This is a genomic window from Pseudofrankia sp. EUN1h (assembly GCF_001854645.1).
GTDB classification, from domain to species: Bacteria; Actinomycetota; Actinomycetes; order Frankiales; family Frankiaceae; genus Pseudofrankia; species Pseudofrankia saprophytica.
Window position 1 is genome coordinate 69,116 of the sequence record NZ_MBLN01000091.1, and the last position, 23,861, is coordinate 92,976.

Sequence of the window (23,861 nt, forward strand, 5' to 3'; positions counted from 1 at the left end):
CGCGGTCAGCCGACGAGGACGTTCGGGCGGCCGAGGCCCTGCGCCGCGCAGAGCGCCACGTAGGCGGCGAGCGCCGCCGGGCCGTCGGTCACCGACTCGACCTGCCCGTCCGGCCCCAGATTGAGGTTGCTGCCGTACATCTGGAACCAGACCCGGGTGTCGTCCTCGACGCACATCAGGGTGTGCACGGAACCGGCGGGCTCGTAGAGGAACGACCCGGCGCGGTTCACGTAGTCGTACTCCTTGTACTTCCAGGCCCCGGAGACGGTGTAGCCGTACACCGGACCGGTGTGCCGGTGGGTCGCGACCTCATAGCCGGCCTGGAAGATGTTCTCCACGACCCATAAGCTCTCGTCGGCGCGGACCTGGATCACCTTGAGCTTGCTCCCGCCGCCGATCTCGACGAATGGTAGGTCGTCTGCGCCGACATGGACCGCGGGCGGAGTGCTCGTGCTGTCGAGAATCGTCATGGCAGCTGCCTTTCTGCGTCGTGGGCAGGGGTGGCCGTGGGGAGCGTGGCTGCCGGACCAGCCTGCGAAGGAATACCCGGAAACCCGTCAGGATACGAGGTCCGCGGCGCCGGGATGCGGTTTCCTGACCTTGGCTGGACCGTCACCCAGAACCGGCACGCGGGGGGCGTCAGTTCGGGGCAGCGGCCGGCGGTCCAGCCACCCCCACCGATCTGCCAATGCCCGCAAGACGCTGATCCGTAGGTTCGGCGTCGACGGGGGTCGGGCGGCAGATCGGTGGGGACCCCTCGCTCAGGGGCTGGTGTTGGGCGCGGAAGCTGCCCGGGCTGGGCGATTTCGCGAGCCGGGCCGATTCACACCGATGGCCGGCCGAGTGCTGGTCCGTAGGTTCGGCGTCGTCGGGGCGGAGAGGCGAATCGTGGGCGCCGCGGTGGCCCCGCCACGGCGGCCCGTGCGAGCCGTTCGCTCACCGAGGACGGGAAACCCGCGGGCATCGCCGCGGACGCCTTGTCGAATAACGGACATTTCGGCCGGCGTGGACGCTGACCGCGGTTCGCGCACCCCCGGCGGGGGCGGATCGGTGGACGGATCACGCTGGCCTTGGTGACGGAGCGTCAGTCAGCGTCGTCCGTGGCTCGTCGCCGAACGGTCACCGACCGGCCCATCTTGCGCCGCTGTCGCGGCAACGACTGCGTCGGCTTGGTTTCCCGCCCATTCGTGGAAATCGCCAGACGGTAGCATTCTGCCCGCATGGGATCGTCATTCTGGGCTGTCGCGTGGCCGGCGTCCATCAGGGGAGAGAGGTGGGGCGATGGCGTCGTCAGAGGCGAACGTCAGCAGCCGCGCGACACCGTTGGGTGAGAACGACCCGCGGACGCTGGGCAGTTACACACTGCTGGGCAAGCTGGGCCAGGGCGGGATGGGAACCRTCTACCTGGGACGGTCGGAGCTCGGCCGGCTCGTCGCCATCAAGGTGGTGCGCGCCGACGTGGCCGACGACGCGCAGTTCCGTAGCCGGTTCCGGCAGGAGGCGGCGACCGCGCGCCGGGTCGCCCGGGTCTGCACCGCCGAGGTGCTGGACTTCGACCCGGAGGCCGAGCAGCCCTACCTGGTCACCGAGTTCATCGAAGGTCCGACGCTGCAGTCGTTCGTCTCCAAGGGCGGCCCGCTGGCGGACGCGAACCTCGAGCAGCTCGCCGTCGGCGTCGCCGCCGCGCTGCGCGCGATCCACGCCGCCGGCATCGTGCACCGCGACCTCAAGCCGTCGAACGTGGTCCTTTCCCCGTTCGGACCGCGCGTCATCGACTTCGGCATCGCGCGGGCGCTGGACTCGGGGGCCGGCCTGACCGGAGACCTCCAGCAGCTCGGCACCCCGGCGTTCATGTCGCCGGAGCAGATCCGGGGCGACCCGATCACCTCGAAGGCCGACATCTGGGCCTGGGGCGGCCTGGTGACCTTCGCGGCCACCGGCCACTACCCGTTCGGCATGGGCAGCGCCCAGGTGCTGCTCTTCCGGGCGCTGAACGAGGAGCCGAGGCTCGACGGCGTCGACCCCGGGCTGCACCCGATCGTCTGGGACTCGATGCGCAAGAACCCGTACGAGCGGCCGAACGCCAGCCAGCTGATGGACCGCCTCCTTGGCGACGCGGGGGACACCGGCGACCAGGACGAGCAGGTCACCAACGTGCTCGCTGACTGGAAGGTGCCCCCGGCCCCGACGGGCGGGAGGGGCCCGGCCACCACCGGTGGCGACTTCGCCACCCTCGCAGCCACCCGTCCCGGCCAGCCCGCCGACGAGAACTTCGTCCCGACCCAGGTGGCGACCCGGGTCGCCAACACGCCGGCCCCCGCTCCCGGCGGCGCCCCGCCGTACGGATACCCCGGGCAGGGAGCGCCGGGCGGCCAGCCCGAGAAGCGCCGAAGCAAGCGACCGCTCATCCTCGGCATCGTCGCGGCGGTCATCGTGATCGCCGCGCTCGCCGCCGTGCTGCCGATGGTCCTGGGAGGCAAGGACGACAAGTCGGGCGACCCGAGCGCGTTCCTGCCCCGCTCGACCGCCCCGCTGGGCCTTGACACCATGGTCCTCGCCCAGAAGGTCGGCGCCGACCCGAAGTACCACATCGTCACCGCGCAGGTGCCGGACGCCGACAACGCGACGCCCGGCCTCCCAACGATCAATCAGTTCAAGAACGTCATCAGCGGCCCTGACGACCTGTTGCTCCCGGCCATCAGCCCGGACCGACAGACGATCTTCTACATCGACAAGGGCCTCAAGAACACCATGATGGCGGTCGCCGCCGACGGGACGGGCCAGCCGGTCCAGCTGTTCACGTCCGGCCCGGCGGCGAACATCTCCATCGCCCCGGACGCCCGGCCGTCGATCTCGCCGGACGGCAAGTTCGCGGTGATCCGGTCGACCACGGACGAGACCGGCCAGTCGCACACCGGCCTTTACATCATCGCGATGGATGGGTCGTCGGTCCGGAGGCTGGACACGGCGCCGCAGGCGTCCGACCCATCCTGGTCGCCGGACGGGGAGCGGATCGCTTACTGGTCGAACGAGTTCGGCGGTGACCGCGGCTTCCTGGTGATCATCTCGACCGATCCGGGAGCCAAGGCGGTGCCGCTCAACAAGGTCGAGAACGCCCAGACCGGCAACCTCGACGCGGACCCGACCTGGTCGCCGGACGGCAAGCTGCTCGCGTTCAGCCGCGTCGTCAAGGGCGACCCGCAGCAGCTCGAGATCTACGCGATGGACATCAACACCAAGAAGATCATCGTGATCACCAAGGAGGTCGGCGCCGACGACCAGGACCCGGCGTGGGCGCCCGGAAGCAGCAGCATCCTGACCTTCACGTCCAACCGGGACCCCAACAACCCCGGCGACCGCGAGATCTACATGACCAACGTCAACGCCGCGGACAACCCCGACCGCCAGCTCACCACCGGCCACGGCTACCACGGTCAGCTCCGCTGGGACTCCCGCTGACGGGTATCCCGGCACTCGTCTCATAGCGGCGGCCGGCCGGTGCGCGTTGGACGCGCACTGGCCGGCCGCTGACGTTGACGGGCCGCCCGAAGAACGGGCGAAGGCGAGAGCCAGGGTGCTGAGAATCGCCGGTGTCGCCGGTGTCGGTGGTTCGGTCAGCCGCGGAGGCGCTTGCGGATCACGCGGTAGATCAGGAACAGCAGGACCAGCAGGACCACGATGATGACGGCGCCGATGGTGACGTCGCCCGCGTCGCGTTCCTTCTTGGCCTCGACCACGGGCGCCGCCGCCGAGGCGGCACCCGCCGACAGAAGCACCAGCGCCCCCGCCGCCAGCACCACCTGGCCGGCCCGGCGCGCGAGACGCGCGAATGCCGGCCCCATCCGAAGCGGTCGCCCGGCCAGGTGGCGGACCTGCCGCTGCTCGGTCGTCGCCATTCCGATGTCGTTCGTCATCTGTCCCCGCCGCTCGTAAGGTCTCCCAGTACCGACGTTCTGACCGGCGAGCACGTTGCCCACCGGACCGCCTCACGGCCAGGCCCGTCGAATTACTGGGGAATGCGCCGCGATGCTAGCGGTTTCCGTCGACACCCCGTGCGTGCGGGCAGCCGGCCGACCGTACTGACGGCCGGTCACGACGCCGTCCAGACGACAGAAGGCCGTCGGCGTTACGACGACGAGCGTGGTCACGGCCAGATGGGCGGTTACCGCGACTGCGGTAACCGAAGGTCGTCCGCGTGGTCAAGGCCGCAGTATCGACGTCACGGGCCGAATTCACCGCACGTGACGACGCGTCGGCCCGCGTGGCGCGCGTCGTTCCGTGTTCCGTGTTCCGTGTTCCGTGTCTCGTGTCTCGTGTCTCGTGTCTCGTGTTCCGTGCGACGGGAGTCCCATGTCCCTCGTCCCAGCCACGCCCGCCAAGGACACCAGGCCATCGCTCGACAGCCTGACCGCGGCGCTCGCGGCGCTGCGGCCCCGGATGGACGAGGTGAGCCTCTCGATCCATGCCCACCCTGAGCTGAAGTTCGCCGAGCTCCATGCTCAGCGGACGCTGACCGCCTGGCTCGCGGAGGCGGGCTTCACGGTGCTGGCGCCGGCGGGCGGCCTGGAGACGGCGTTCGTGGCCGTGCACCAGGGAGGCCGCCCTGGCCCGCGGATCGCCGTGCTCGCCGAGTACGACGCCCTKCCCGAGGTCGGGCACGGCTGCGGCCACAATCTCATCGCCGCCGGGGGAGTGGCCGCGGCGATCGCCGCCGTGCGCGTGCTGCCCGACCACCCGGGCACGATCGCCGTCATCGGCACCCCCGGCGAGGAGATGGGCGGCGCGGGCAAGGTCCGACTGGCCGAGGCCGGCGTGTTCGACGAGGTGGACGCGGCGGTGATGTTCCATCCGGGTGACCGGTCGCTGACCACCCGGCCGGGGCTCGCGGCGGCGCACCTGCGCGTCGTCTTCACCGGGGAAAGCGCGCACGCCGCGGTATCCCCGTGGCTGGGCCGCAGCGCGCTCGCCGGAGTCCAGGTGTTCCTCACCGCGATCGACGCGATGCGTCAGTTCACGGCGCCGACCGCCCGGATCCACGGCATCGTCGCCGACGGCGGGCAGGCACCGAACGTGGTCCCGGCGCGCGCCGCCGTCGATCTTTACGTACGGGACCGGACGGCGGCCTCGGCACTCGACCTGGTCGCGCGGGTCCGCACGGCGGCCGAGGGCGCGGCGCTCGCCACCGGGACACGGGCGCAGGTCGCCGAGACCGGCCCGCTGTACGCGGAGCGCCGCGACAACCTGGTGCTCGCCGAGCGCTTCGGCGAGGCGGTGCGGGCGCTCGGCGTGCCCATCGCCGCCGGCGAACCGGACAGCCCGGCCGGCTCCTCCGACATCGGCAACCTCGGCCAGCTGCTGCCGGTCATCCACCCCTACATCCAGATCGCCGAGCCCGGGACGCCGGGCCATTCCGAGGCGATGCGGGCGGCGGCGCGGACCTCCTTCGCCCACGACCGCACCCAGGTCGCCGCGACCGGGCTGGCGAGAGTGGTCACGGACCTGCTCACCGACCCCGAGCTGCTCGCCGGCGCGCGCGCCGAGTTCGCCACTGGTGGGGTGGCGAGCTGAACGGCGGCCAACCGGCCCGGGCCCGGTCATGTCGGTCGTGATCGTCCTGGACGGGGCCGGTCCCGATCGGTTCTCCGTCGCCGTGTCGCCGCTGGCGGAGCTGGCCGCCAGCCTGCATGTGCTCACCGAGCACGCACACCATGCCAAACACGCGGGCTGGGCCACGGCTGTCGTCGGTACCGCCCCACCCGAGTTCCGGGCAGGGCTGCGTCGGTTCGCGCCGCTGTGGACGGCCCTGCGATGGCGGGCGTTCTACCCAGGGCTCGGCGGCCCGGTCTCCGGCGGCCCGGTCTCCGGCGGGCCAGGCACCGGCGGGCCAGGCCTGGGCATGCCGCTCGCCGGGCTGTCGCTGGACCGGTTCGCCGAGCTGACCGCCTACACCTGCGCCAGCGGATACGGCGGCTTCGACTTCGGCCGCGTGCTGCGCGACACCGGTCAGGCCGCCGTCCTGCGCCAGACCGCCGCCGCGCTGCCGGAGCCCCACCTGGCGCTCGCCGAGGACCTGCTGCGTGCCCCCGAGCTGCTGCGCGCCGACGTCCTCGGCTTTCTCGACCTGTCTCGCCGCGTCTTCTTCGGCGACCTGTGGGCCGAGACCGCGCCCACCCTCACCCGCGCCGCGCACCGGGTACGCCGCCTGCTCGCCGACAGGGGCCCGGCGGTGGCGCTGGTCTCGCTCAGCCCGTCCAGCGCCCGCCTGACGCGTCCCTCGGCGCCGGGCGCCGACGGCCCCACGCGGGTCGTCTTCGACAAGGTGCACCAGGCGGTGATCAGCCCGGCGCGCACGCCGGTCCTGCTCATCCCGACCCGGTACGGCGCGCCGCACCTGCTGGTGAAGAACGAGCCTGGGCTGCCGCCCGTCGTGCACTTCCCGGTCGACGCCCCGGCGGTGGGCGTCACCCTGGCGCGCGCCCGCCTGCTCGCGCTCACCGACCCGAGCCGGGTACGGCTGTGCCGGCTGATCGCCCGCCAGGCGATGACCAACGCCGACCTGGCGGACCGGCTGGGGATGACCCGCCCGCAGGTCTCCCGGCATCTGCGCGTCCTGCGCGACCTGGGGCTGGCGCAGGTGGAACGCAGCGGCCGCTATGTGCACTACCGACTCGACCTCGCGGTGGTCGAACGGATCGGCGGCGACCTGGCCACGGCCCTGCAGTACTGACGCGGGCAAGGGCGACCCGCGCGGGCGTTCCCCGAACATTCTCGGTCTCTTTTACCCCGGCGATGGGATCGCACATCGTCCGCGTGCCTTCACGTCGCGACGTCGCCGAGGCGGGCCCGGAGGTCGGCGAGGGAGCGTCGTTGGCGTCCGGCGGCGTCGAAGTTGTCGTCCGCGAGCCAGGCTTCGAGGGCCTTGCGGGCGAAGGGCCACTCGCCGTCGGTCATCGAGAACCAGGTCGTGTCCCGGTTGCGTCCCTTGACGACCAGGGCGTTGCGCCAGGTGCCTTCCTCGACGAACCCCAGCCGGGCCGCGGCCACCCGGGAGGGCTGGTTGAGGCTGTCGCACTTCCACTCGTAGCGGCGGTAGCCGAGGTCCTCGAAGACGTGCCGCATGAGCAGGTACTGCACCTCGGTCGCGGAGCGGGTCCGCTGAAGGGCCGGCGCGTAGATGATCCCGCCGACCTCGATCGACCCGACGGCCGGCTGACCGCGCAGCAGAGCCACCCGGCCCTGGAACATTCCGCTGGCCAGGTCGATGATCGCGAACGCGCACATGTCCGCCCGTTCGGCGAAGGCGGTGATCCCCCGCGCCGCCTCCTCGGCATCGGCTGGCGCGTCGTCGCCCTGATAGGTCCACAGCTGTGGATGCGGGCTCAGCCGCTCGACCACCTGCCGCGCGTGCTCCGAGGCCGACAACGGGCTCAGCCGCACCGAGCGCCCCGTGAACACCCGCGGCCGCGGCGCTCGGGCGGTCGACCAGCTGACCGGATCTCCCACCAGTTGCCCCAGGTCGTTCAGCCGTGGCATGCCGCCATCCTCGCGCGGTTTGGTCAGGTGTGTCGGTGCCGCGCGCCGGAGCTTGCCAGGCTCCGACGCGCGGCGACCGCATCCTGGGTCTGGACAGTCGGTCTGTCTGTTGGTCCGTCGGGTCGGGGTCAGGCGGAGGTCCAGGCCCAGTGGCGGCGATGGGCGTCGGTGGACCACTCGCTGATCGTGGCCAGGTCGGGGTCAGGGGCGAGCGGGGTGCGGCCGGTCTCGAGCAGGGTGGTGATCTCGGCCTCGACGGTGGCGATCTCGTCGAGGACCTGGGTGACGTCGCGGACGTCGCCGCGCTTGACCCGCAGGACGCGTTCGCGTTCGTCGTCGGGCATGGGAAGCGTGAGGCGGCCGTGGGTGGCGACCTCGCGGCCCTGGAACGCGAGCCGTAGCGCGTGCGACGCGAACTTGACGTCGTAGCCGTACCTGGCCACCAGTTCCGGGCGTGCCCAGCCACCGTGCCGCGCGGCCAAGCCCCTGCCGGCAGGCGTGGCCTGGCCGCCGATGCGGGCCCGTTGGCCGGCGAGGTAGCCGAGGAAACGGCGTACCGCCCGCTGGGAGAGGACGGCCGGCGCGAGCGCGCGCAGTTCCTCGCCGAGCGGCGTCATGACCATGATCGCGTCCGTCGGCGCGTAGAGCGGCAGCAGGGCGGTGGGGTTGCCCTGGGTCRCCAGCCGCAGGTACTTGCGCAGGGAGTAAATGACCAGGTCGATATCGCCGGGGCCGGAGCGTGCTCCTTCCGGCTGGGTCCGGTACACGTAGTGCTCGAACCGTCCGGCCATGCCGAGGACATGATGGGCCGGCTCGACGAAGATACCCATCTCGTCGTGGTCGTCGGTTCCCGCGATCGCGATTCCGTGCAACCCGGAGCCCACGACGGTCCGCAGGATCTCCCCGGCCAACGCCAGATCCCGGTTTCCATACTCCGTGTGCGTCACCGCCGTCGACATGTCGCGACCATCCCACACGTCCTGACCGATATCGAACGATTTATGCCGAGCAGGAGTGGCGGGGCGCGCACGCACGCGGCAGAGAAAGGGCGGAAAGGCGGGAGGAATATCCGCGGCGGCCTCGTCGCGACGGCTCCGACGCCAGTCAGCATGCGCCACGGGCGGTGTGTGGCCTCCCCCTCAAGCGAGGCCACACACCACCCGTGGCCGTGCTGGCTCGGTCCTGTTCAGTTGGCGGTTCGGCGGGTCCGCCGCCGGCGGCCGAGCGCGAGGCCCGCGGTGGTGAGCCCGAGGCCGACGGCGAGGGTGGCGGCGTTGAGGAGCCAGTAGGTCCAGTTGATGTCGCTGGGGGTGTCCGCGTGAACGACGATGGTCTGCGCCGCGAGGACGACCGCGAAAAGGATGATGGTGGCGAGGTAGGCGGTTCGGCGGTTGGCGAGGTAGATGCCGAGCGGAACGGTGAGCAGCAGCATCGCGATCTGGGCCATGACGGTCTCCTTCGCTACGGGTGGGATGTCGGCCGGTCCGGCTGGCCGGCCGGCGCGGCGCCGGCGGGCGGCGTGCCGCGGTGGCCGGAACTCATGGAGCGGCAGCGGCGATCACGCCGTCGCGGATGCACGGTACTACACTTGAAGTGAAAACAACTATGGGTGTAGTTTCTTTTCGTGGCTGGCCGACGGGATGACCTTCTCGACGCGGCGATCGACCTGCTCGGGGAGCAGGGAGTTCGCGCGTTGACACACCGGGCTGTGGACGCGGCGGCGGGGCTGACCGCGGGGTCGACGTCCAACTACTTCCGCACCAGGGAGGCGCTGTTCGACGCAATCGTGGAGCGGTTCGCGGCGCGGGAGCGGGCGAACTGGGAGGAGCTGGCCGCGCACCTGGCACCTCGAACGACTACGGACCTGGCCAGGGCCCTGGCCGTGTTCGCCCGCGACAGCGCGGGCCGCAACCGGGCACTGACCCTGTCCCGGTACGCGATCCTCGTCGAGGCCTCCCGCCGGCCCGAGCTACGGGCGCAGCTCGCGGCCACCGGCACCCGGGTGAACACCTGGTTCACCACCTGGCTGCGCCTGGTGGGCTCGACGGACCCCGACCATCACGTCCACGTCGTCGGCAACTACCTGACCGGACTCGTTCTGCACCAGTTGGCGATCCCGGACCCGGATTTCGACCCGATGGCGCACCTCGACGCCCTGCTGGCGTCACTGATCCAGACCCAGCGCGAGCGGGGTTCGCGAGACAGCGACTCCTGAAGTACCCAGGCGTCATGCGCCCCGACGCGTTGGGCCGATCACGGCGGCGAGCACGACCCGCGCGCCCGTCTCGCCGTGCGGCCCGGATGGTCGCGGCACGGACACTCCACCAGGCATAGAGGGAACACCCATGAACACCGACGAGGTCTGGCAGGCCATCGACACCCAGCGGATACGAGTCGCCGACCTGCTGGAAAAACTGACCGACGACGAATGGCGCACGCCCTCGCTGTGCGACGGCTGGACCGTGCGGGATGTCGCGGCCCACCTGACCATGCAACAGACAGGACTGGGCGGGGCGCTTCGCATGGCGGCCCGGTCGCCGGGCGGGATGAAGCGAATCATCCACCGTTCGGCATGCCTGCGCGCGGCGACGCCGACCGAGCAGATGATCACCGAGATCCGCGGAATGGTCGGCTCGCGGAAGCACAACGCGGGCGTCACCTGTCGGGAAACCCTCATCGACATCCTGGTGCACGGCCTGGACGTTGCTATTCCCCTCGACCGACCCCTCGAGACCCCCGCCGACGCCGCGGCCGTCGCCGCTGACCGGGTCTGGTCCGTCGTCCTCCCGTTCTTCGGCTACCCGTTCTTCCCCAGGAAACGACTAAGGGGGCTGCGGCTCACCGCGTCCGACGTGGACTGGGCCGTTGGCGAGGGCGCGCCCGTCGACGGCCCGATGGACGCGATCCTGCTGCTGCTCACCGGCCGCCCCGCCGCCATGCCACGGCTGTCCGGTGAAGGGGCTTGCGCCCTGCGTGCAAGGCTCCCGTCCGCCCAGGAGCCTTGATGACGGCCCAAACCGTCCTGTGGACACGCGCGGTGCCGGAAGGGTGGGGACGCCACCAGGGCGAGATGTCGGGTAAGCGCCAGTGACGCCGCCGCGGATGGCGGGGAGGCTGGTCCTCGTGACCGCCGACGAAGGACTTCAGGCGCCGGCTCCCTGGTCCGCGGCGATGACTCGACCACGCGGCGGTGGCGGTGGGGCGGCGCTGCCGTTGTCGGGCTGGCTGCTGGCGCTCGCCGTGGCGGTCGCCTTCGCGGACGCCTCGATCGTGGTGCTCGCGGCGCCGGAGCTGCTCGCCGAGTACGACTCGACCGTTTCGGCGGTCTCGTGGGTGGTGACCGGCTACAACGTCGCGATCGTGCTCGCGGCGGTACCCGTCCTGCTGCTCGTACGCCGGCGCGGTTGGCTGGCGCTCACCGCCCTGGGTCTGGTCGTCTTCCTCCTCGCCTCCCTGGGATGCGCCACGGCGGGCTCGCTCGGGTCACTGACCTGGCTGCGCGTCATCCAGGGAGCCGGCGCGGCACTGCTGCTCGCCGGCTCCCTCCCGCTGCTGGCGAGGCTCGCCGGATCGGACCAGGCGGGCCTCGCGGCCTGGTCGGCGGCGGCCGCGGTCGGGTCCGCGCTCGGCCCCGCCGCGGGTGGGCTGCTGACCGAGGTGTTCAGCTGGCGGGCGATCTTCTTCGTCCAGGCCCCGCTGGCCGCGGCCGCGATCGTGGCACTGCCGCGCGCCGCGCGGGCCAGGCCGCTCCCCGTGCGCGGCGCCACTCCGGACTCACCTGGCCAGCCCTGGCCGGCTGGCTCCGCTGGCCCGGCTGGCTCCGCTGGCCCGGCCGGCCCCGCTGGGCCGTCCGGTCCGCTGGGGTCACCCGGTCCGGCGCGTACCAGCGAAATGCGGCCGTCCCGGCTGATCGCCGCGCACGTGGCGCTGGCGTTGGTGTCGGCGGCGCTGGTCGGCGCGCTGTTCCTCGTGATCCTTCTGATGATCAATGGTTGGGGCGCGACGCCGCTGACCGCCGCCGCCGTGGCGACCGTCCTCCCGCTCGGTACCCTCGCCAGCCGCTACGTCACCGCCGGCCGCCGGCCGCGCACGTTGGCGCTGGCCGGCTGCCTGACCGTCGCCGGCGGGCTGGCCAGCCTGGCGCTGGTCCCCGACAAGGGCTGGGCGACGGCCGCCGCCGCGCTCGCCGTGACCGGCTTCGGGCTGGGGCTCGCGGTCCCCACGCTCACCGAGGCCTCCATCCGTGTCGGCCCGCGCCTGGCGTTCGACGGCACCGTCTCGGTCGTCGCGCGCCATGTCGGTCTCGTGCTCGCGCTTGCCGCGGTCACGCCCCTGCTGGCCTCCTCACTGGGCGCCCGGCTCGACGACGCGGTCGTGGCCGGCACCGAGGCCGGACTGCGTGAACCGGTCCCGCTGGCCAGCAAGGTCTCGCTCGCCCGCACGCTGGGGGAGGCGCTGGGTGACACTCCCGCGGGGGAGCTGCCCGACCTGGACGAGGTGTTCGAGCAGGTCGCGCCCGACGGCAGCCTCGACACCCTCCAGCACACCCTGTCCGGCATCATCACGACGGCGGTCACCGGCGCCTTCCGGAACTCGTTCGCCCTGTGTGCCCTGTGTGCGCTCCTCGCGCTGGTACCGGCGTCGCGGATCGGGCCAGGGCGGTGGTCGGTGCCGGCCCCGCGAGGGCCGACGTCCCGCCCCGCCGGCCCCACTCGCCCCGCCGGCCCTGCTCGCACCGGCGGCCCCGCCGGCAGCGCCCGGCTCGGGCGGGCGACGAGGGCGGTCGCTGTCGTCCTGTCGCCGGTACTGGCGATCGGCCTCGCCGCTTCGACCCTCCGCTCCGGTGGGCGGGGCGGCCTGTCCGTACCCGATCCCTGCACCACCCAGCCGGCCTTCGCGCTCGGCGGCGCCGACGGGTTCGTCCAACAGCTCGCGCTCGACACCCTCGACGGAGCCGCCTGCGAGCTCCGGACGAGTCGGGCGGCGCTGCTGCTGACACTGCTGCCCGAAAGCGGCCAGCCCCGGCTGCCCCTTACGAACGACGAGCTCACACCCGCCGTCCGGCACGGCCTCGACCACGCCGTCGACCGCCGCGCCGACGACGGGGACCTCCCGGGGTGGTCGGCGACGGTGCTACGGCTCGCGATCCGCGTCAGCCCGGTCGGCTGGCTGGTGGACCAGCTGCGCTCGGACTGACGACCTGGAAGCCAGTCAGGAGTCCCATTCGCCTCCTTGATCCCGTGGATCGGAATCGGGACGTCCGACGCGGCGGTCGACGCCGCGCTCGACGCGGTGCTTCAGGCGGATTTCCTCGAACGCATCCGCGCCGCTCTCGGGCCCGACATCGAGAACGCCGGCCTCGCCTACGCCTGGGCGAAGCGGGGCGTCGTCCGGCTCGTGCGGCGCGAGGCGGTGCGGCTGGGCCCGGTCGGCGCCCGGGTCTGCTCGGTATCGCCCGGCACGATCGACACCCCGATGGTGGCCGCTGAGGAAGCGAACGACGTCCAGCTCGACGCGCTGGTCAGACGCACGCCGCTGGGCCGCAGAGGCCTTCCCGAGGAGGTCGCCGCGGTGGTCGCGTTCCTCCTCTTGGACGAGGCCAGCTTCGTCAACGGGACCGACGTGCTCATCGACGGCGGGGTCTGCGCCTCGTTCGCCGAGCCTTCCCTGTTCGCCGAGCTGTAACCGAACCCACGGATGGACGGATCGCGGAGTGGGAAGGAGCGCGCGTGCCGGGTGGGCGAGGGAAGATGCACGTCTGCCGTGGCAGCAGGCTGTGCGGCATCGACGGTGGGAGGACGGCAATGAAGGCAGTCCGAGGGCATCAGGGCCGGCCCATCGTCGTCGACGTCGACGACGTGCCCGGCTGGGACGACGGCGAGCTGCTGACCATGGCCGTTGCCGGGATCTGCGCCTCGGACTTCGCCTACCTGCGTCTCGGGACCCGGTTCATCCTCGGCCACGAGCTCGCCGGGTGGAAGGCGGACGGGACGCCCGCGCTGGTGGAGGGCCTGTTCGGCTGCGGGGAGTGCGGCTTCTGCCTGGAGGGCCGGAACAACCTCTGCGCCCAGTCCACCAGGAAGGCGCTCGGCATCATGCAGAACGGCGGCATGGTGGAGCAGTTCCGGGTACCGGCCCACAAGGTCCTCGACCTGCCGGCGGGGCTCGACATCTCGAACGCGTCGCTCGCCGAGCCCGCCTCGGTGTCCTGGCACGGGGTTCGGCTCGGCGGGACCGCGCCGGGACGGACGGTCGCCGTCGTCGGCGGCGGATCGATCGGCCAGCTGGCCGCGGCCGCGGCCCAGGCCCAGGGCGCCGACGAGGTGGTGCTCGAGGCCCGCTACCGCCATCAGCACGAGATCCGCGAGCGGCTGGGGGCCGCGGAGCCCGAGCCCGGGACGCTCTACGACGTGGTGATCGAGGCCGCCGGATCGCCCAGCTCGCTGCAGCGCAGCATCGAGCTGGTCAAGCCGGGAGGGACCGTATCGCTCCTGGGCGTCCACCATGGTGGCCTCGACGTGCCGTACTCGGCCCTGCTGACCAAGGAAGTGACGCTGGTCGCGTCGATGGGGTACTGCGGGCATGCCGGAAAGCGGGAGATGCTCGAAGCCGCGAAGATGCTCGCCGCACGCCCCGAGATCCCGGACTCGCTCATAACCCATCGTTTCCCGATCGAGGACGCGGCCGAGGCATTCCGGGTGGCCAGCGACCGCGAGTCGGGTGCCATCAAGGTCGTCGTCGACGTCGCCTGAGCCCGGCATCACCACCGCACCAGCGGAAACAGGCTGACCGAAGCACCGCGAACCTGTCGATCTACCGTGCGCACGTTTCACTGAGAACACGCTCACATCGACTCGGCCGGGTTGTCGGCGAGTCCCGAGCGGGGCGGCACGATCTCGCGGACGTTTGACCGAGATCCGGTGGTTTGTTCCTGACCATCGCGACGAACCAGGTCGTCGAGGAGATGGCGGTGTCGGAGACCGTCACGGTTGGGCAGCTGGGGAGGCGATGGAGCGGCCGATCTGCTCGCGATCGAGCCTTACGACGATGACCTCTACGACTGTTCGACGCTCGTGGCCCGACGGATGCGCCGGGCGCGCTGTTCACTGCGCTGTGCCGAGTCTCCAGAGGCGGATTGTGGAGTCGGAGCCGGCGGTGACCAGGAGGGTGCCGTCTGGGGAGAACACGATCGATTCGACCTTGCCGTGGTGGGTGTCGAGCGGTGGTTCCAGCGCGACGGGTTTGGCGGGATCGGAGATGTCCCAGAAGCGGACGGTTCCGTCGGCGCTGCCGATGGCCAGCAGGGATCCGTCGGACGAGAGGGCGCCGCACCAGACGGCATCTCGATAGCCCGTCAGCGGCGCGCCAAGCTGCTTCGGCGTGTTCCGGTCGGCGAGGTCCCAGAGGCGGACGGTCCTGTCCGCGCTGCCGGTTATCAGGGTGCGGTTGTCAGGGGTGAACCCGACAGTCCAGACAACGTCGGTGTGGCCACGTAGCGGCTGGCCGAGCGCCCTGGGTCTCTCGCGATCGGTGAGGTCCCAGAGGTGGACTGAATGGTCCCACCCTCCGCTCGCCAACGTCTTGCCGTCGGGTGAGAAGGCGAGAGAGACGACGTCCTCGGTGTTGCCCTCGAGCGGCTGTCCCAGGGGCCTGGGATCGGCGGGATCACGGATGTCCCACAGGTGGACGGTCTTGTCGCGTCCGCCGGTGGCGAGCGTCGACCCGTCGGGTGAGAACGTGACCGCGCGCACCGCGTCGGTGTGTGGAAGCGGCTGGCCCAGCCGTGCGGGCACCGCGGGGTTGGTGATGTTCCAGAGCAGGACGGTGGAGCCGAGGCTCGCGCTGGCGAGGATCCTGCCGTCCGGCGAGACAGCGACCCCGCGCACGGCGGCATCCTTGCGTGGGGTCTGTGGTCCGGTCAGATATGCCGCATGGGCGGGGTCGGCGACGTTCCACAGCCGAACGGCGCCGTCGAAGCCCCCGCTGGCCAGCGTCCTTCCGTCTATGGAAAGCGCCACGGAAAGAACGGCGTTGCGGTGGCCGGTCATGGGCTGGCCGACAGGTTGCGGCGGATGCGCCGCGAGGAGATCCGCGCTCGTTTCCCGGCGGTTGCTGTCTTCCCGGCGGTCACCGTTCCTGAGGATCAGGGTGAGCGCGACAGCGGCCGCGAGGACGACCACGAAGCCGAGAAACACGCCACGCCGGGCCGCCTTCCGACGCCGCGTCAGCACACGTGTCGGCTGGAGCGTGCCTGGCCCGTCGCCGTCCACGTCCACGTCCACGGTTGTTTCGACCGCCGGCTGCACCGAGTGAAATGCCTGGCTCACCAGGTCGTGAAGCTCGGATGCCGTCGGCCGCTGGGACGGCTCCTTGCGCATGGCGCTGGCGACGACGGGACGCAGGGTGGCCGGAAGGCTGGACAGGTCGGGCTCGTCGTGCACGATCCGATGCAGGAGAACCGCCAGCGGCGCCTTTCCGAACGGAGGGTGCCCGGTAGACGCGGCGATGAGGACCGCGCCCCAGGCATGGACGTCGGCGGCCGTCGTGAGGGGCCGCCCGTTCGCCTGTTCCGGCGCCATGTAGGCCGGGGTGCCGTGCCAGCCCGAGGTGGTGGCGGCGGCGTCGAGTGCGCGGGCAATGCCGAAGTCGATGACCAGCGGCCCGGATGGCGACAGCATGATGTTCCCGGGCTTGAGGTCGCGGTGGATGAGCTGGGCGGCGTGAATTGCCCTCAGCGCCGTCGCCACCGCGATCGCGAGTCGTTCTACCTCGGCCGGCGGCAGCGGTCCCCGACGGGCCATCTGGTCAGCCAGCGACGGCCCATCGATGAACTCCGTGACCAGATACGGCCGCGGGCCGGTGACATCGACCTCGATCACCTCGGCGGTGCAGAAACGCGCGACGCGCTGAGCGGTCCGTGCCTCCTGCGCGAAGCGCTTCCGGAACTCCGGGATCTCAGCCAGGTGGGGTGCGATCACCTTGACCGCGACATAGGGCCGTGTCCCGGCGTCGCCAACCCCCTCGACCCGCCGCCCGAGATACACCCAGCCCATGCCGCCCTGACCGAGCCGGCCCAGCAGTCGATAGGGCCCCACGTGGCGTGGGTCGCCGGCTTCGAGTGCCGTCGCCGCCGCGGGGAGCCCGCTCACAACCAACCCCCCAAGACCAGCACGGTTCGGCTTCCAGCGCCGGAGGGTAATGCTGCTGAGGCGCGCCCGGACACGATGGTCACCCAACCGACTACCGGCAGCGCATCGTGGATCGGCCACGCGCTCGAGGCGGCGCCGATCGATGAGTCTCCGCGGTTTCCGTGGTCTCCACTGGTGTGACGTACCGGACGATCATGCGGAGGACGCCGATCATGTGGAGGACACCGTGACCGAAGAGAAAGACGGCACGAACGTCGACCTGAGTCCGGCCGCCGCCGCGCTGACCAGGATCATCGAAGGTATCGAGGATGCCCAGCTCGCCGCGCCCACGCCCTGTCAGGGCGTCTCCGTCGGTTGGCTGCTCGACCACGTCGACGGCCTGTGCGTCGCCTTCACCGCCGCCGCGACCAAGCACCGGCTTCCGGGCGATGGCGCGGCTCCGGTGCCGGACCCGTCGAGGCTGGGAGACGACTGGCGCAAGAGGCTGCCGGACCGGATCGCCGAGCTCGCCGACGCGTGGCTGGCACCGACGGCGTGGACGGGCAGCACCTACGTGGGCGGAGGGCCCTTGCCGGCGGAGACGGCGGGGGCTGTGGCGCTCAACGAGATCGTCATTCACGGGTGGGACCTCGCCGTCGCGACCGGGCAGCCCTACCCGGCCGACGACCCCACCTTCACCGACGCGCTGCGGTCGGCGCACGGCTGGGTCAGCACGGTCGTCGAACAGGCTCCGGACGGAACACCCGGCCTGTTCGGCGCACCGGTCTCCGTGCCGGCGCACGCGCCGCTACTCGACCAGCTCGTTGGCCTCACCGGCCGCGACCCCGCCTGGCAACCGTCCCGTCAGCCGGTCTCCTGACGCTCCCAGTCACCGGCGGCAGTCACCGGCGGCCAGTCAACGGCGGCGCCTGGCCGGCCCAGTGTTCTGAGCGGGGACGGATCGCCTGGAACCAGGCCGACGACGAGGGACGGGGCCCGCGAAGGTCGCGGACCCCGTCCAGGCGGTCGGCCGTTCGGCTCACGCGGCGGCGCCGCCGTAGGGGACGGTGATGATCTCCAGAATGTGTCGGTCGGGGCTTTGCCAGTAGACGCCACGGCCGCCGTCATGGTGGTTGATCTCGCCGGCGCGGGTGAGCATCGGGTCGGCCCACCAGGACAGGCCGCGGTCGCGGACACGGCCGAAGATCTCGTCGAACTCCCGGTCGCCCACCAGGAAGGCGTAATGCTGCGGGTGGACCTCGCCGGTGGCCTGGCCGACGTCCAGGCTGACGCCCGCGACCTGCACGACGCGGAACGGCCCGTAGACCGGCGCGTCCGGCAGGCCGAGGATCTCGGTGAGGAAGGTGGCGGTGGCGTCCCGGTCGGACGACCAGACGATCGTGTGGTTCAGCTCGATGCTCACTTCCGCGCTCCCTTCGGCTCCGTCATGGAGGCCTTCAGGCCCAGAGCCGGGATCAGAGCCATGGCGGCCAGCACGGCCGGCCACCAGAACGTGACGCTGAACGCATGGGCTCGGTCGGCTGTTCCCGACAGCTGGTGCTGCAGGATGACGGCGAACACGGCGGTGGCGACGACTCCACCGGTCCGCTGGAGGATGCTCAGCAGGGTTGTCGCGCCGGCGATAGCGGCCCGGTCGAGCGTGGCGTACGCGGCCGCGCTCGTCGGGGCGAACAGACAGCCGGCGCCGAGCCCGAGCGCGACCTGCGCGGGCAGCAGGACCAGGTCGTCGCCCGCGTCGCCGGCCAGGGCGTAGCCGACGAATCCGAGCGTCAGCAGCGTGCTTCCGGCGAGGATCACGAGACGGCCACGGCCCCGGTCGACCAGGCGGCCGGCCAGCGCCTGCGACACGGCCGCGCCCACGCCCTGCGGGGCGAGCAGCAGCCCGGTCTCCAGCGCCGAGGCTCCCCGGACCTGCAGGTAGTAGAGCGGCAGCAGGAACATCGCGCCGGTCAGCGCGCCGACGCTGACGACCTGGACCAGGGCGGCCAGCGTGAAACCGCGGGCGGTGAAGCGGCGCAGGTCCAGCAGCGGCGCCGCGACGCGTGGCGCGCGGACCGCGAACGCCACCAGCAGGGCGACGCCCGCGCCGATCCAGGCCAGCGCGGCGGCGCCGATTCCGTCCGCGTCACCGGCGATCGACGTGACGCCGTAGACCAGCGCGACCAGCCCCGGGGAGAGCAGGCCGAGGCCGACGGCGTCCAGGCGCTGGCCGCGGCTGCCTGGCTGCGGCTCGAGCGCGCGGGCGGACCACAGCAGGCAGGCGACGCCGATGGGCAGGTTGAGGAAGAAGATCCACCGCCAGTCGACGGCCGAGACGAGCACGCCACCGACGACCGGACCCAGGATCGGCCCGAGCATCATCGGGACGCCCACGGCGGCCATCGCCCGGCCCATCCGCTCGTGCCCCACGGCCCTGGCGACCATCGTCATCCCGACGGGGAACACCATTCCGCCGCCGAGGCCCTGCAACACACGGAACGCGATCAGGCTGGGCGCTGACCAGGCGAGGCCGCATGCCAGTGAGCCGGCGGTGAACGTCCCGACGGCGACCAGCCAGACCGGCTTCGCGCCGAACCGGTCGACTGCCCAGCCGGTGATCGGGATGACCGCGGCGAGCGCCAGCAGATAGCCGGTCATCACCCACTGGACCGTGGTCAGCCCGACGGCGAAGTCGCTCGCCAGCCGGTCGAGGGCGACGCTGACGATCGTCGCGTCCAGGACGGTGGTGATGGCGCCGAGCACGACGAGAGCGACGACGATGCGCGCGGCTCGGTCCAGCGGTGCGGGCCGCTCCCGCCGCTCGGTCCTCGTCGTCGGCTTGGGAGGGCTGGAAGGGGTGGGAGGGGCGGGAGCCGTCGCGTCGTGCTCGGGCCGCGGTCCGGCCGGATGGGACGTGATCTTTGTTGACATGGGATCGGAGCCTCCTTGGTGTCACACTAACTTTATAGAGACTCTAAATTTTGTGCGACACCAAAACAAGGGGGTAGGGTGATCCCATGACCGAGGTGAGCCTCCGCGAGCGCCAGAAGCTGGCGAGGCGGCAGCGGATCGTCGAGGCAGCGGTGGCGCTGTTCGCCGAGCGAGGCTTCGAGGCGGTGCCCGTAGCCGAGATCGCGCAGCGGGCCGAGGTGTCGCCGGCGACGGTCTTCAACTACTTCCCGACCAAGGAAGACCTGATCTACGACGGCATGGCGGCGTTCCACACCGCTCTGCTGGGTGCGATCCGCGGCCGCGGACCGGGTGTCTCCGTGCCGGCGGCGTTCCGGGAGTTCCTGCTTCAGCCGCGTGGGCTGCTCGTCACCCCCGACCCGGGCGCGCGAGAGCAACTGGCCGTGGTGGCCCGGGTGATCCGCGAGAGCCCCGCGTTGCAGGCGCGGGAACGCCAGGAGGCGGAGCGGTCTGTCGCCGCGCTCGCCGCGCTCGTCACGGCTGACCTCGAAGCGGGGCCCCGCGACCTGCGCCCCTGGGTGCTGGCGACCGCCCTGGTCGGCGTCAGCCGCGCCATGTCGCGCGCCGTCCAACAGGCCGCGATCGACGGCCGGCTAGGCCCGGATTTCACCGCCGAGCTGATGGCCGCCGGCACGGACGCCCTCACCATGATCGAGCAGGGCTGCACCGCCTGACAGCGGCGCGGGCACCCGCCGCGCCACGCTGATCGAAGAAGCAGGCCTGCGAGGGCGCGGTCGGGCCGTGGGTCTACGCGGCGTGCATCGTCGGTGGGGAGCCCGGCGCGCCATGCGCCTCATCGAGGCCTGGTCCATCACCGAGGGGCGGACCGCCAATGGACCACGGGCCACCAGGGAGTCCGGGATCCGGTGAGAGTCAGCCAGAGGGGACTGCCGCCCCGGCCGATATCCGGCCGAGGCTCTGCGGCTCCTCCGACCTGAGGGTTCTCAGCGAATGTGCACGCCGGAGATGGCACGGGCGATGACGAGACGCTGGATCTCGGACGTGCCCTCGAAGATTGTGTAGCGCTTCGATGAGGTCGGCGCGGTTCGGCTCCTTGCGATCTTGTGGTGTGGCTGTCCGGCCTGGCTGCCAGGCGTTTTGGCTGGTCAGAACCATGAATCGCCGAGGTCGAGTTCGGGGTCGGCTGATGGCCGGTGTCCGGTGATGTCCGGCTCAGCCCGGCCGTCTCCGGGCGGCTGTGGATGAGGAGTGGATGAGCCGTGGGTGGGATCGGGCTCGGCCGGGGCGCCGGGGGAGGGTGCTCCGGCGTCGTCGGCGGCGAGGGCCGTGTCGATTCGCCGCATGGCGATCTCGTCCTGGCCGACGATGCACTTGGCGTAGACCGTCAGGAGCACGCGGACCGAGTGGCCGGCCCATTCGGCGACCAGGGTCGGTGGAACTCCGGAGTTGAGCCAGGTCGACACGGCGGCGTGGCGAAGGTCGTAGGGGCGGCGTGCGAGCGGGGAGGCGAACTCGGCCGGGGTGAGGGCCTTCTGGCGTGCCTTGGCCCAGACAACGCGGTACCGTGCCGCCTTGATCGGGCCGTCCTGGGATGTGCGGAACACGCGGCCATCGGGCGCGACTCCGAACCGGTCGATGTGGCGGCGTACCAAGGCGACGTACCGCGGGTTGAGCGGCACGGGCCTGGTCTCGCCGTCGGCTCGATGCTTCAGTGGGCGGGCCTGACGGCCGCCGTCGGGGTTGTCGGACCAGCGGGGTGAGATCTCCGGGTTGTTTCCGGCGAGCAGTGCCTCGCCCCACCCGGAGTCGGGCAGCGTGACCTGGCCGGCGCGCAGTTCCTGATTCTCGCCGGGGCGGAATGCCTGGTAGTAGAAGCCGGCGAAGAACGCGGTGAGGTCGGGGGCGATCTCGTCGACGGCGGCGAGGAGCGCGGTCGCCTGGCGGTGGTTCACGACGGCGCGGCGGTCGACGACGTCGACGTTCTTGGGTGGTTTCCAGCTGGTTGTCGCGAGCGGGTCGGCGTCGAGATCACCGCGAGCGACGGCGTACTGGCAGGTCATGCTGAAGACCTGGCGACGACGGATGACGGTGTTCGCGGCAGCCGGCCGGCCGTCGATGCGCCGGCTCAGCGCGGCCAGGGCGGCGTGGCTGATGTCGGGATTGGCGAGGTCGCCGACAGGTCGGCTGTGCCGTTCCATCCAGTCGAGGACCTCCGCCCAGGTGGGCGGCGGTGGGTTCTCGGCCCGGTGCCCGTCGGGGCCCAGGGCGGTGCGGGCGCCGGTGTTGAAGGTCCAGCCGACCAGCGCCTCACGCACGAGTTCGGCGAGTCTCGCTGGCGGCTGCTGGTCGAACAGCGCGGGTGTCACGGCGCCAAGCGCCTGGGCCACCGATCGGCGCGACCCCGGAGCCTGACCCTCGTCCCACTTGGCGTCCGCGAAGCTCCGAGCAACGACGAGCCAGGTGCGGGCCGCCGGCGGCGGCGCCGCGGCCGCGATCTGCGCGAGTGCCTCACGGACCGGTAGGCCGGTCTCGACGTCGAACGCCTCGCCCTTCTTGACCGCCGTGAGGATCTCGGCACGGCGTGACTCGGCCGCCCTTCTGGAAGGGAAGGTGTGAGTGTTCGGCTTCGGCCGTCCGGCCACCTTCCAGCGGACCTGCCAGGTGGACCGGTTCTTCCCCTTCAGCTCGTGGACGGCCCAGACCCGGACGTCGAACGTCGTCTTCCGCTCTTCACCGCCCGGAGAAGAGTGCGCCGCTGCCGAGTCGGTGGTCATGGGGTGGACGGGTCGCGCGTGCGGCCGTCGAGCCAGGCGTTCAGGTCGTCGCGGCCGATCCGGATCTGGCCGTTGGGGAGCTTGATGACCTTCGGACCCGTGCCCTTGGCCTGCCAGTCATGCCAGGTCGAGCGCGGCAGCGGTCCGTCGGGTCCGCCGAGCTCGACGAGGACCTGGTCGAGGGTCAGCAGGATCCGTTGATCGGTCCGGGAGGTCTGCGAGATCGTTTGGATGGGCTGCTTCGGTCGACGCCCGCCGCCGCCGACGCTGTGCCGGATTGCGCTCACAGGAACGTACGGTCCGGGCCGTGAGCGTCCCGACCGACATCGCGGATGACATCGCGATCACCCACTGCCGCAGGATGAGCATCGATGACGGCCTCCGCGACACCCGCGGCAGCATTTTCCCGAACATCGCGACCTGACGCGCTGTCGGCGGTCGCAGTTTGCTAGCACCCAAGACGAGCCGCAGCGAGAAGGTCCGGCCGCGCCTCGGTGGGGGTTCTCGAACGCTGCGAGATCATGTCCGAGCCTGCAGGGCGGGGGTGGTGGGGACCGCCTTGGCGTCTGCCCGTAGGCCACCCGGTCAGACAGTGCAATAACCCACGTCCATGTCGGCCCAGGTACAGCGGAGGCTCCGAGGACCCCCGTTCGCACTTCCACGGCAGGGGCCACGCGGCCCCCGGGACGAGTCCTCCTGTCGCGAACGCGCAGAGGTGCGCCGATGCGATCCCAAGCGCGGATTCGATTGCCCGCGAAGCAGGCCGGTGCGCAAGCGCGAGGCGATATGATGTCGCTCACTTAGCTGAGGAGTTTCCTGCCGGAGGCGGACAAGGCGATGGCGCGACTTGGTGGCGGTCGGGGTGCCGCAGGAGGCTTCCAATATCAGTACCTCCGTACCGTGGAAGCGTTTCTGGCTGCAATACAACAGGGAGACGTCCACGCTTGCCGGGTTGAAGGTCCAGTGAGCCCTCAACTTGCCAACACCGACATCGTTGACTTCGATCTTATCGATAATTCCGGACAGTGCATTTTTGCCGCGCAGGTCAAGAGCGCCGGGCTTGGTAAGATAATCCGAGCTCCTGAAGCTTTTGCAATACTCGTGCGGCTCGTAACGTCCCAAGAGGCTGAGCGTTACCAGTTGATAACTCAGGCAATTCCGGACAAGAACTGCAAGGACCTAGCCCGCGTTCTTGCAAGCGCGAAACATCCCGGCGACCTTCATTATGGAGTTTCGGGACTGCTCTCGGGGTCTCCAAAGGCACTGAAGCAGCTTCAAAGCCTCTCGCCAGCCGAGCTTGTTCGCCTTGTGTCTGCGAGTATTGAGTTTGACTCTCGGGAAGACGATCAAACTCGCGCTGACCTACGTGATGGGATACGCAATTKGCGTGCCAGGGAGCKGCGAGGGAGTGGAGAGGGATCCAGCGGCCTCGTGCTCAACCACCTCGTCGCCAAGACCCTTCAGCGCGCCGCCGATCCTAAATTGTCGGTGTGGA

Annotated in this window: 21 protein-coding genes; 11 read left to right on the top strand and 10 right to left on the bottom strand. The window is 71.2% G+C overall.

Translation table 11 applies throughout. The features are described 5' to 3' along the window. Positions 1 to 5: 5 nt before the first annotated feature. A complete protein-coding gene (locus BCD49_RS35025; RefSeq protein WP_007513663.1) occupies positions 6 to 470 on the bottom strand; it encodes a 2,4'-dihydroxyacetophenone dioxygenase family protein in 465 nt (154 codons plus the stop codon). An 811-nt stretch (positions 471 to 1,281) separates the two neighbouring features. Here BCD49_RS35025 and BCD49_RS35030 point away from each other — a divergent pair. Continuing rightward, a complete protein-coding gene (locus BCD49_RS35030) occupies positions 1,282 to 3,459 on the top strand; it encodes a protein kinase domain-containing protein (protein WP_071042368.1) in 2,178 nt (725 codons plus the stop codon). Positions 3,460 to 3,614: 155 nt separating this feature from the next. Here BCD49_RS35030 and BCD49_RS35035 read toward each other — a convergent pair whose 3' ends face one another. Next, positions 3,615 to 3,977, bottom strand: a complete 363-nt coding sequence (locus BCD49_RS35035) for a hypothetical protein (RefSeq protein WP_007513667.1) — start codon at positions 3,975 to 3,977, stop codon at positions 3,615 to 3,617. 373 nt (positions 3,978 to 4,350) lie between these two features. Here BCD49_RS35035 and BCD49_RS35040 point away from each other — a divergent pair, with 373 nt between their 5' ends. Further along, positions 4,351 to 5,568: a M20 family metallopeptidase gene (locus BCD49_RS35040; RefSeq protein WP_007513669.1), complete on the top strand. Its 1,218-nt coding sequence runs from the start codon at positions 4,351 to 4,353 to the stop codon at positions 5,566 to 5,568. A gap of 28 nt (positions 5,569 to 5,596) precedes the next feature. Further along, complete coding sequence (locus BCD49_RS35045; protein ID WP_007513672.1) at positions 5,597 to 6,727, top strand: ArsR/SmtB family transcription factor; 1,131 nt, start codon at positions 5,597 to 5,599, stop codon at positions 6,725 to 6,727. Positions 6,728 to 6,816: 89 nt separating this feature from the next. Here the strand turns inward: BCD49_RS35045 and BCD49_RS35050 are convergent, their stop codons facing one another. The 3 genes from BCD49_RS35050 to BCD49_RS35060 all read right to left on the bottom strand — a co-directional run bounded on the left by BCD49_RS35050 (position 6,817) and on the right by BCD49_RS35060 (position 8,980). Beyond that, complete coding sequence (locus tag BCD49_RS35050) at positions 6,817 to 7,533, bottom strand: GNAT family N-acetyltransferase (protein ID WP_007513674.1); 717 nt, start codon at positions 7,531 to 7,533, stop codon at positions 6,817 to 6,819. A gap of 128 nt (positions 7,534 to 7,661) precedes the next feature. Next, positions 7,662 to 8,492 carry a nucleotidyltransferase domain-containing protein gene (locus BCD49_RS35055; RefSeq protein ID WP_071042369.1) on the bottom strand — a complete coding sequence of 277 codons (831 nt, stop codon included), beginning with the start codon at positions 8,490 to 8,492 and terminating at the stop codon, positions 7,662 to 7,664. Between the two features lie 227 nt (positions 8,493 to 8,719). Continuing rightward, positions 8,720 to 8,980, bottom strand: a complete 261-nt coding sequence (locus BCD49_RS35060; protein ID WP_007513677.1) for a hypothetical protein — start codon at positions 8,978 to 8,980, stop codon at positions 8,720 to 8,722. 177 nt (positions 8,981 to 9,157) lie between these two features. On the opposite strand from BCD49_RS35060, the gene BCD49_RS35065 reads away from it, so the two are divergent. The 5 genes from BCD49_RS35065 (at position 9,158) to BCD49_RS35085 (ending at position 14,285) form a co-directional block, all read left to right on the top strand. Further along, on the top strand, positions 9,158 to 9,748 hold the full coding sequence (locus tag BCD49_RS35065) for a TetR/AcrR family transcriptional regulator (protein WP_007513679.1): 591 nt from the start codon (positions 9,158 to 9,160) through the stop codon (positions 9,746 to 9,748). A gap of 130 nt (positions 9,749 to 9,878) precedes the next feature. Then, on the top strand, positions 9,879 to 10,538 hold the full coding sequence (locus BCD49_RS35070) for a maleylpyruvate isomerase family mycothiol-dependent enzyme (RefSeq protein WP_007513681.1): 660 nt from the start codon (positions 9,879 to 9,881) through the stop codon (positions 10,536 to 10,538). Positions 10,539 to 10,704: 166 nt separating this feature from the next. Then, complete coding sequence (locus tag BCD49_RS35075; RefSeq protein ID WP_157845292.1) at positions 10,705 to 12,729, top strand: MFS transporter; 2,025 nt, start codon at positions 10,705 to 10,707, stop codon at positions 12,727 to 12,729. Positions 12,730 to 12,765: 36 nt separating this feature from the next. After that, positions 12,766 to 13,218, top strand: a complete 453-nt coding sequence (locus BCD49_RS35080) for an SDR family oxidoreductase (protein WP_007513685.1) — start codon at positions 12,766 to 12,768, stop codon at positions 13,216 to 13,218. Between the two features lie 119 nt (positions 13,219 to 13,337). Continuing rightward, positions 13,338 to 14,285, top strand: coding sequence for a zinc-dependent alcohol dehydrogenase (locus tag BCD49_RS35085; RefSeq protein ID WP_007513687.1), 948 nt, complete (start codon positions 13,338 to 13,340; stop codon positions 14,283 to 14,285). A 351-nt stretch (positions 14,286 to 14,636) separates the two neighbouring features. Here the strand turns inward: BCD49_RS35085 and BCD49_RS35090 are convergent, their stop codons facing one another. Then, complete coding sequence (locus tag BCD49_RS35090; RefSeq protein WP_007513690.1) at positions 14,637 to 16,682, bottom strand: WD40 repeat domain-containing serine/threonine protein kinase; 2,046 nt, start codon at positions 16,680 to 16,682, stop codon at positions 14,637 to 14,639. A 226-nt stretch (positions 16,683 to 16,908) separates the two neighbouring features. Between BCD49_RS35090 and BCD49_RS35095 the strand changes: the two genes are divergently transcribed. After that, positions 16,909 to 17,541 carry a TIGR03086 family metal-binding protein gene (locus tag BCD49_RS35095; protein ID WP_027141184.1) on the top strand — a complete coding sequence of 211 codons (633 nt, stop codon included), beginning with the start codon at positions 16,909 to 16,911 and terminating at the stop codon, positions 17,539 to 17,541. Between the two features lie 159 nt (positions 17,542 to 17,700). Here the strand turns inward: BCD49_RS35095 and BCD49_RS35100 are convergent, their stop codons facing one another. Both BCD49_RS35100 and BCD49_RS35105 read right to left on the bottom strand, forming a co-directional pair. After that, positions 17,701 to 18,084, bottom strand: coding sequence for a VOC family protein (locus BCD49_RS35100; RefSeq protein WP_007513692.1), 384 nt, complete (start codon positions 18,082 to 18,084; stop codon positions 17,701 to 17,703). Next, positions 18,081 to 19,592: an MDR family MFS transporter gene (locus BCD49_RS35105; RefSeq protein WP_007513694.1), complete on the bottom strand. Its 1,512-nt coding sequence runs from the start codon at positions 19,590 to 19,592 to the stop codon at positions 18,081 to 18,083. Before BCD49_RS35105 ends, BCD49_RS35100 begins: the two co-directional genes overlap by 4 nt. An 86-nt stretch (positions 19,593 to 19,678) precedes the next feature. On the opposite strand from BCD49_RS35105, the gene BCD49_RS35110 reads away from it, so the two are divergent. Next, the gene (locus tag BCD49_RS35110; RefSeq protein WP_007513696.1) at positions 19,679 to 20,305 is read left to right on the top strand and encodes a TetR/AcrR family transcriptional regulator; all 627 of its coding nucleotides are present in this window, start codon (positions 19,679 to 19,681) and stop codon (positions 20,303 to 20,305) included. A 432-nt stretch (positions 20,306 to 20,737) separates the two neighbouring features. On the opposite strand, the gene BCD49_RS35115 is transcribed toward BCD49_RS35110, so the two are convergent. Both BCD49_RS35115 and BCD49_RS45540 read right to left on the bottom strand, forming a co-directional pair. Next, entirely contained in the window at positions 20,738 to 22,366 is a 1,629-nt protein-coding gene (locus tag BCD49_RS35115) for a site-specific integrase (RefSeq protein WP_007513698.1), read from the bottom strand. Continuing rightward, positions 22,363 to 22,653 (bottom strand): helix-turn-helix transcriptional regulator, encoded by a 291-nt coding sequence (locus tag BCD49_RS45540; RefSeq protein ID WP_007513700.1) that lies wholly within the window; start codon positions 22,651 to 22,653, stop codon positions 22,363 to 22,365. Before BCD49_RS45540 ends, BCD49_RS35115 begins: the two co-directional genes overlap by 4 nt. Before the next feature lie 676 nt (positions 22,654 to 23,329). Here BCD49_RS45540 and BCD49_RS44630 point away from each other — a divergent pair. Continuing rightward, on the top strand, positions 23,330 to 23,861 hold a 532-nt coding region (locus BCD49_RS44630; RefSeq protein WP_206744940.1), incomplete at its 3' end, for a hypothetical protein.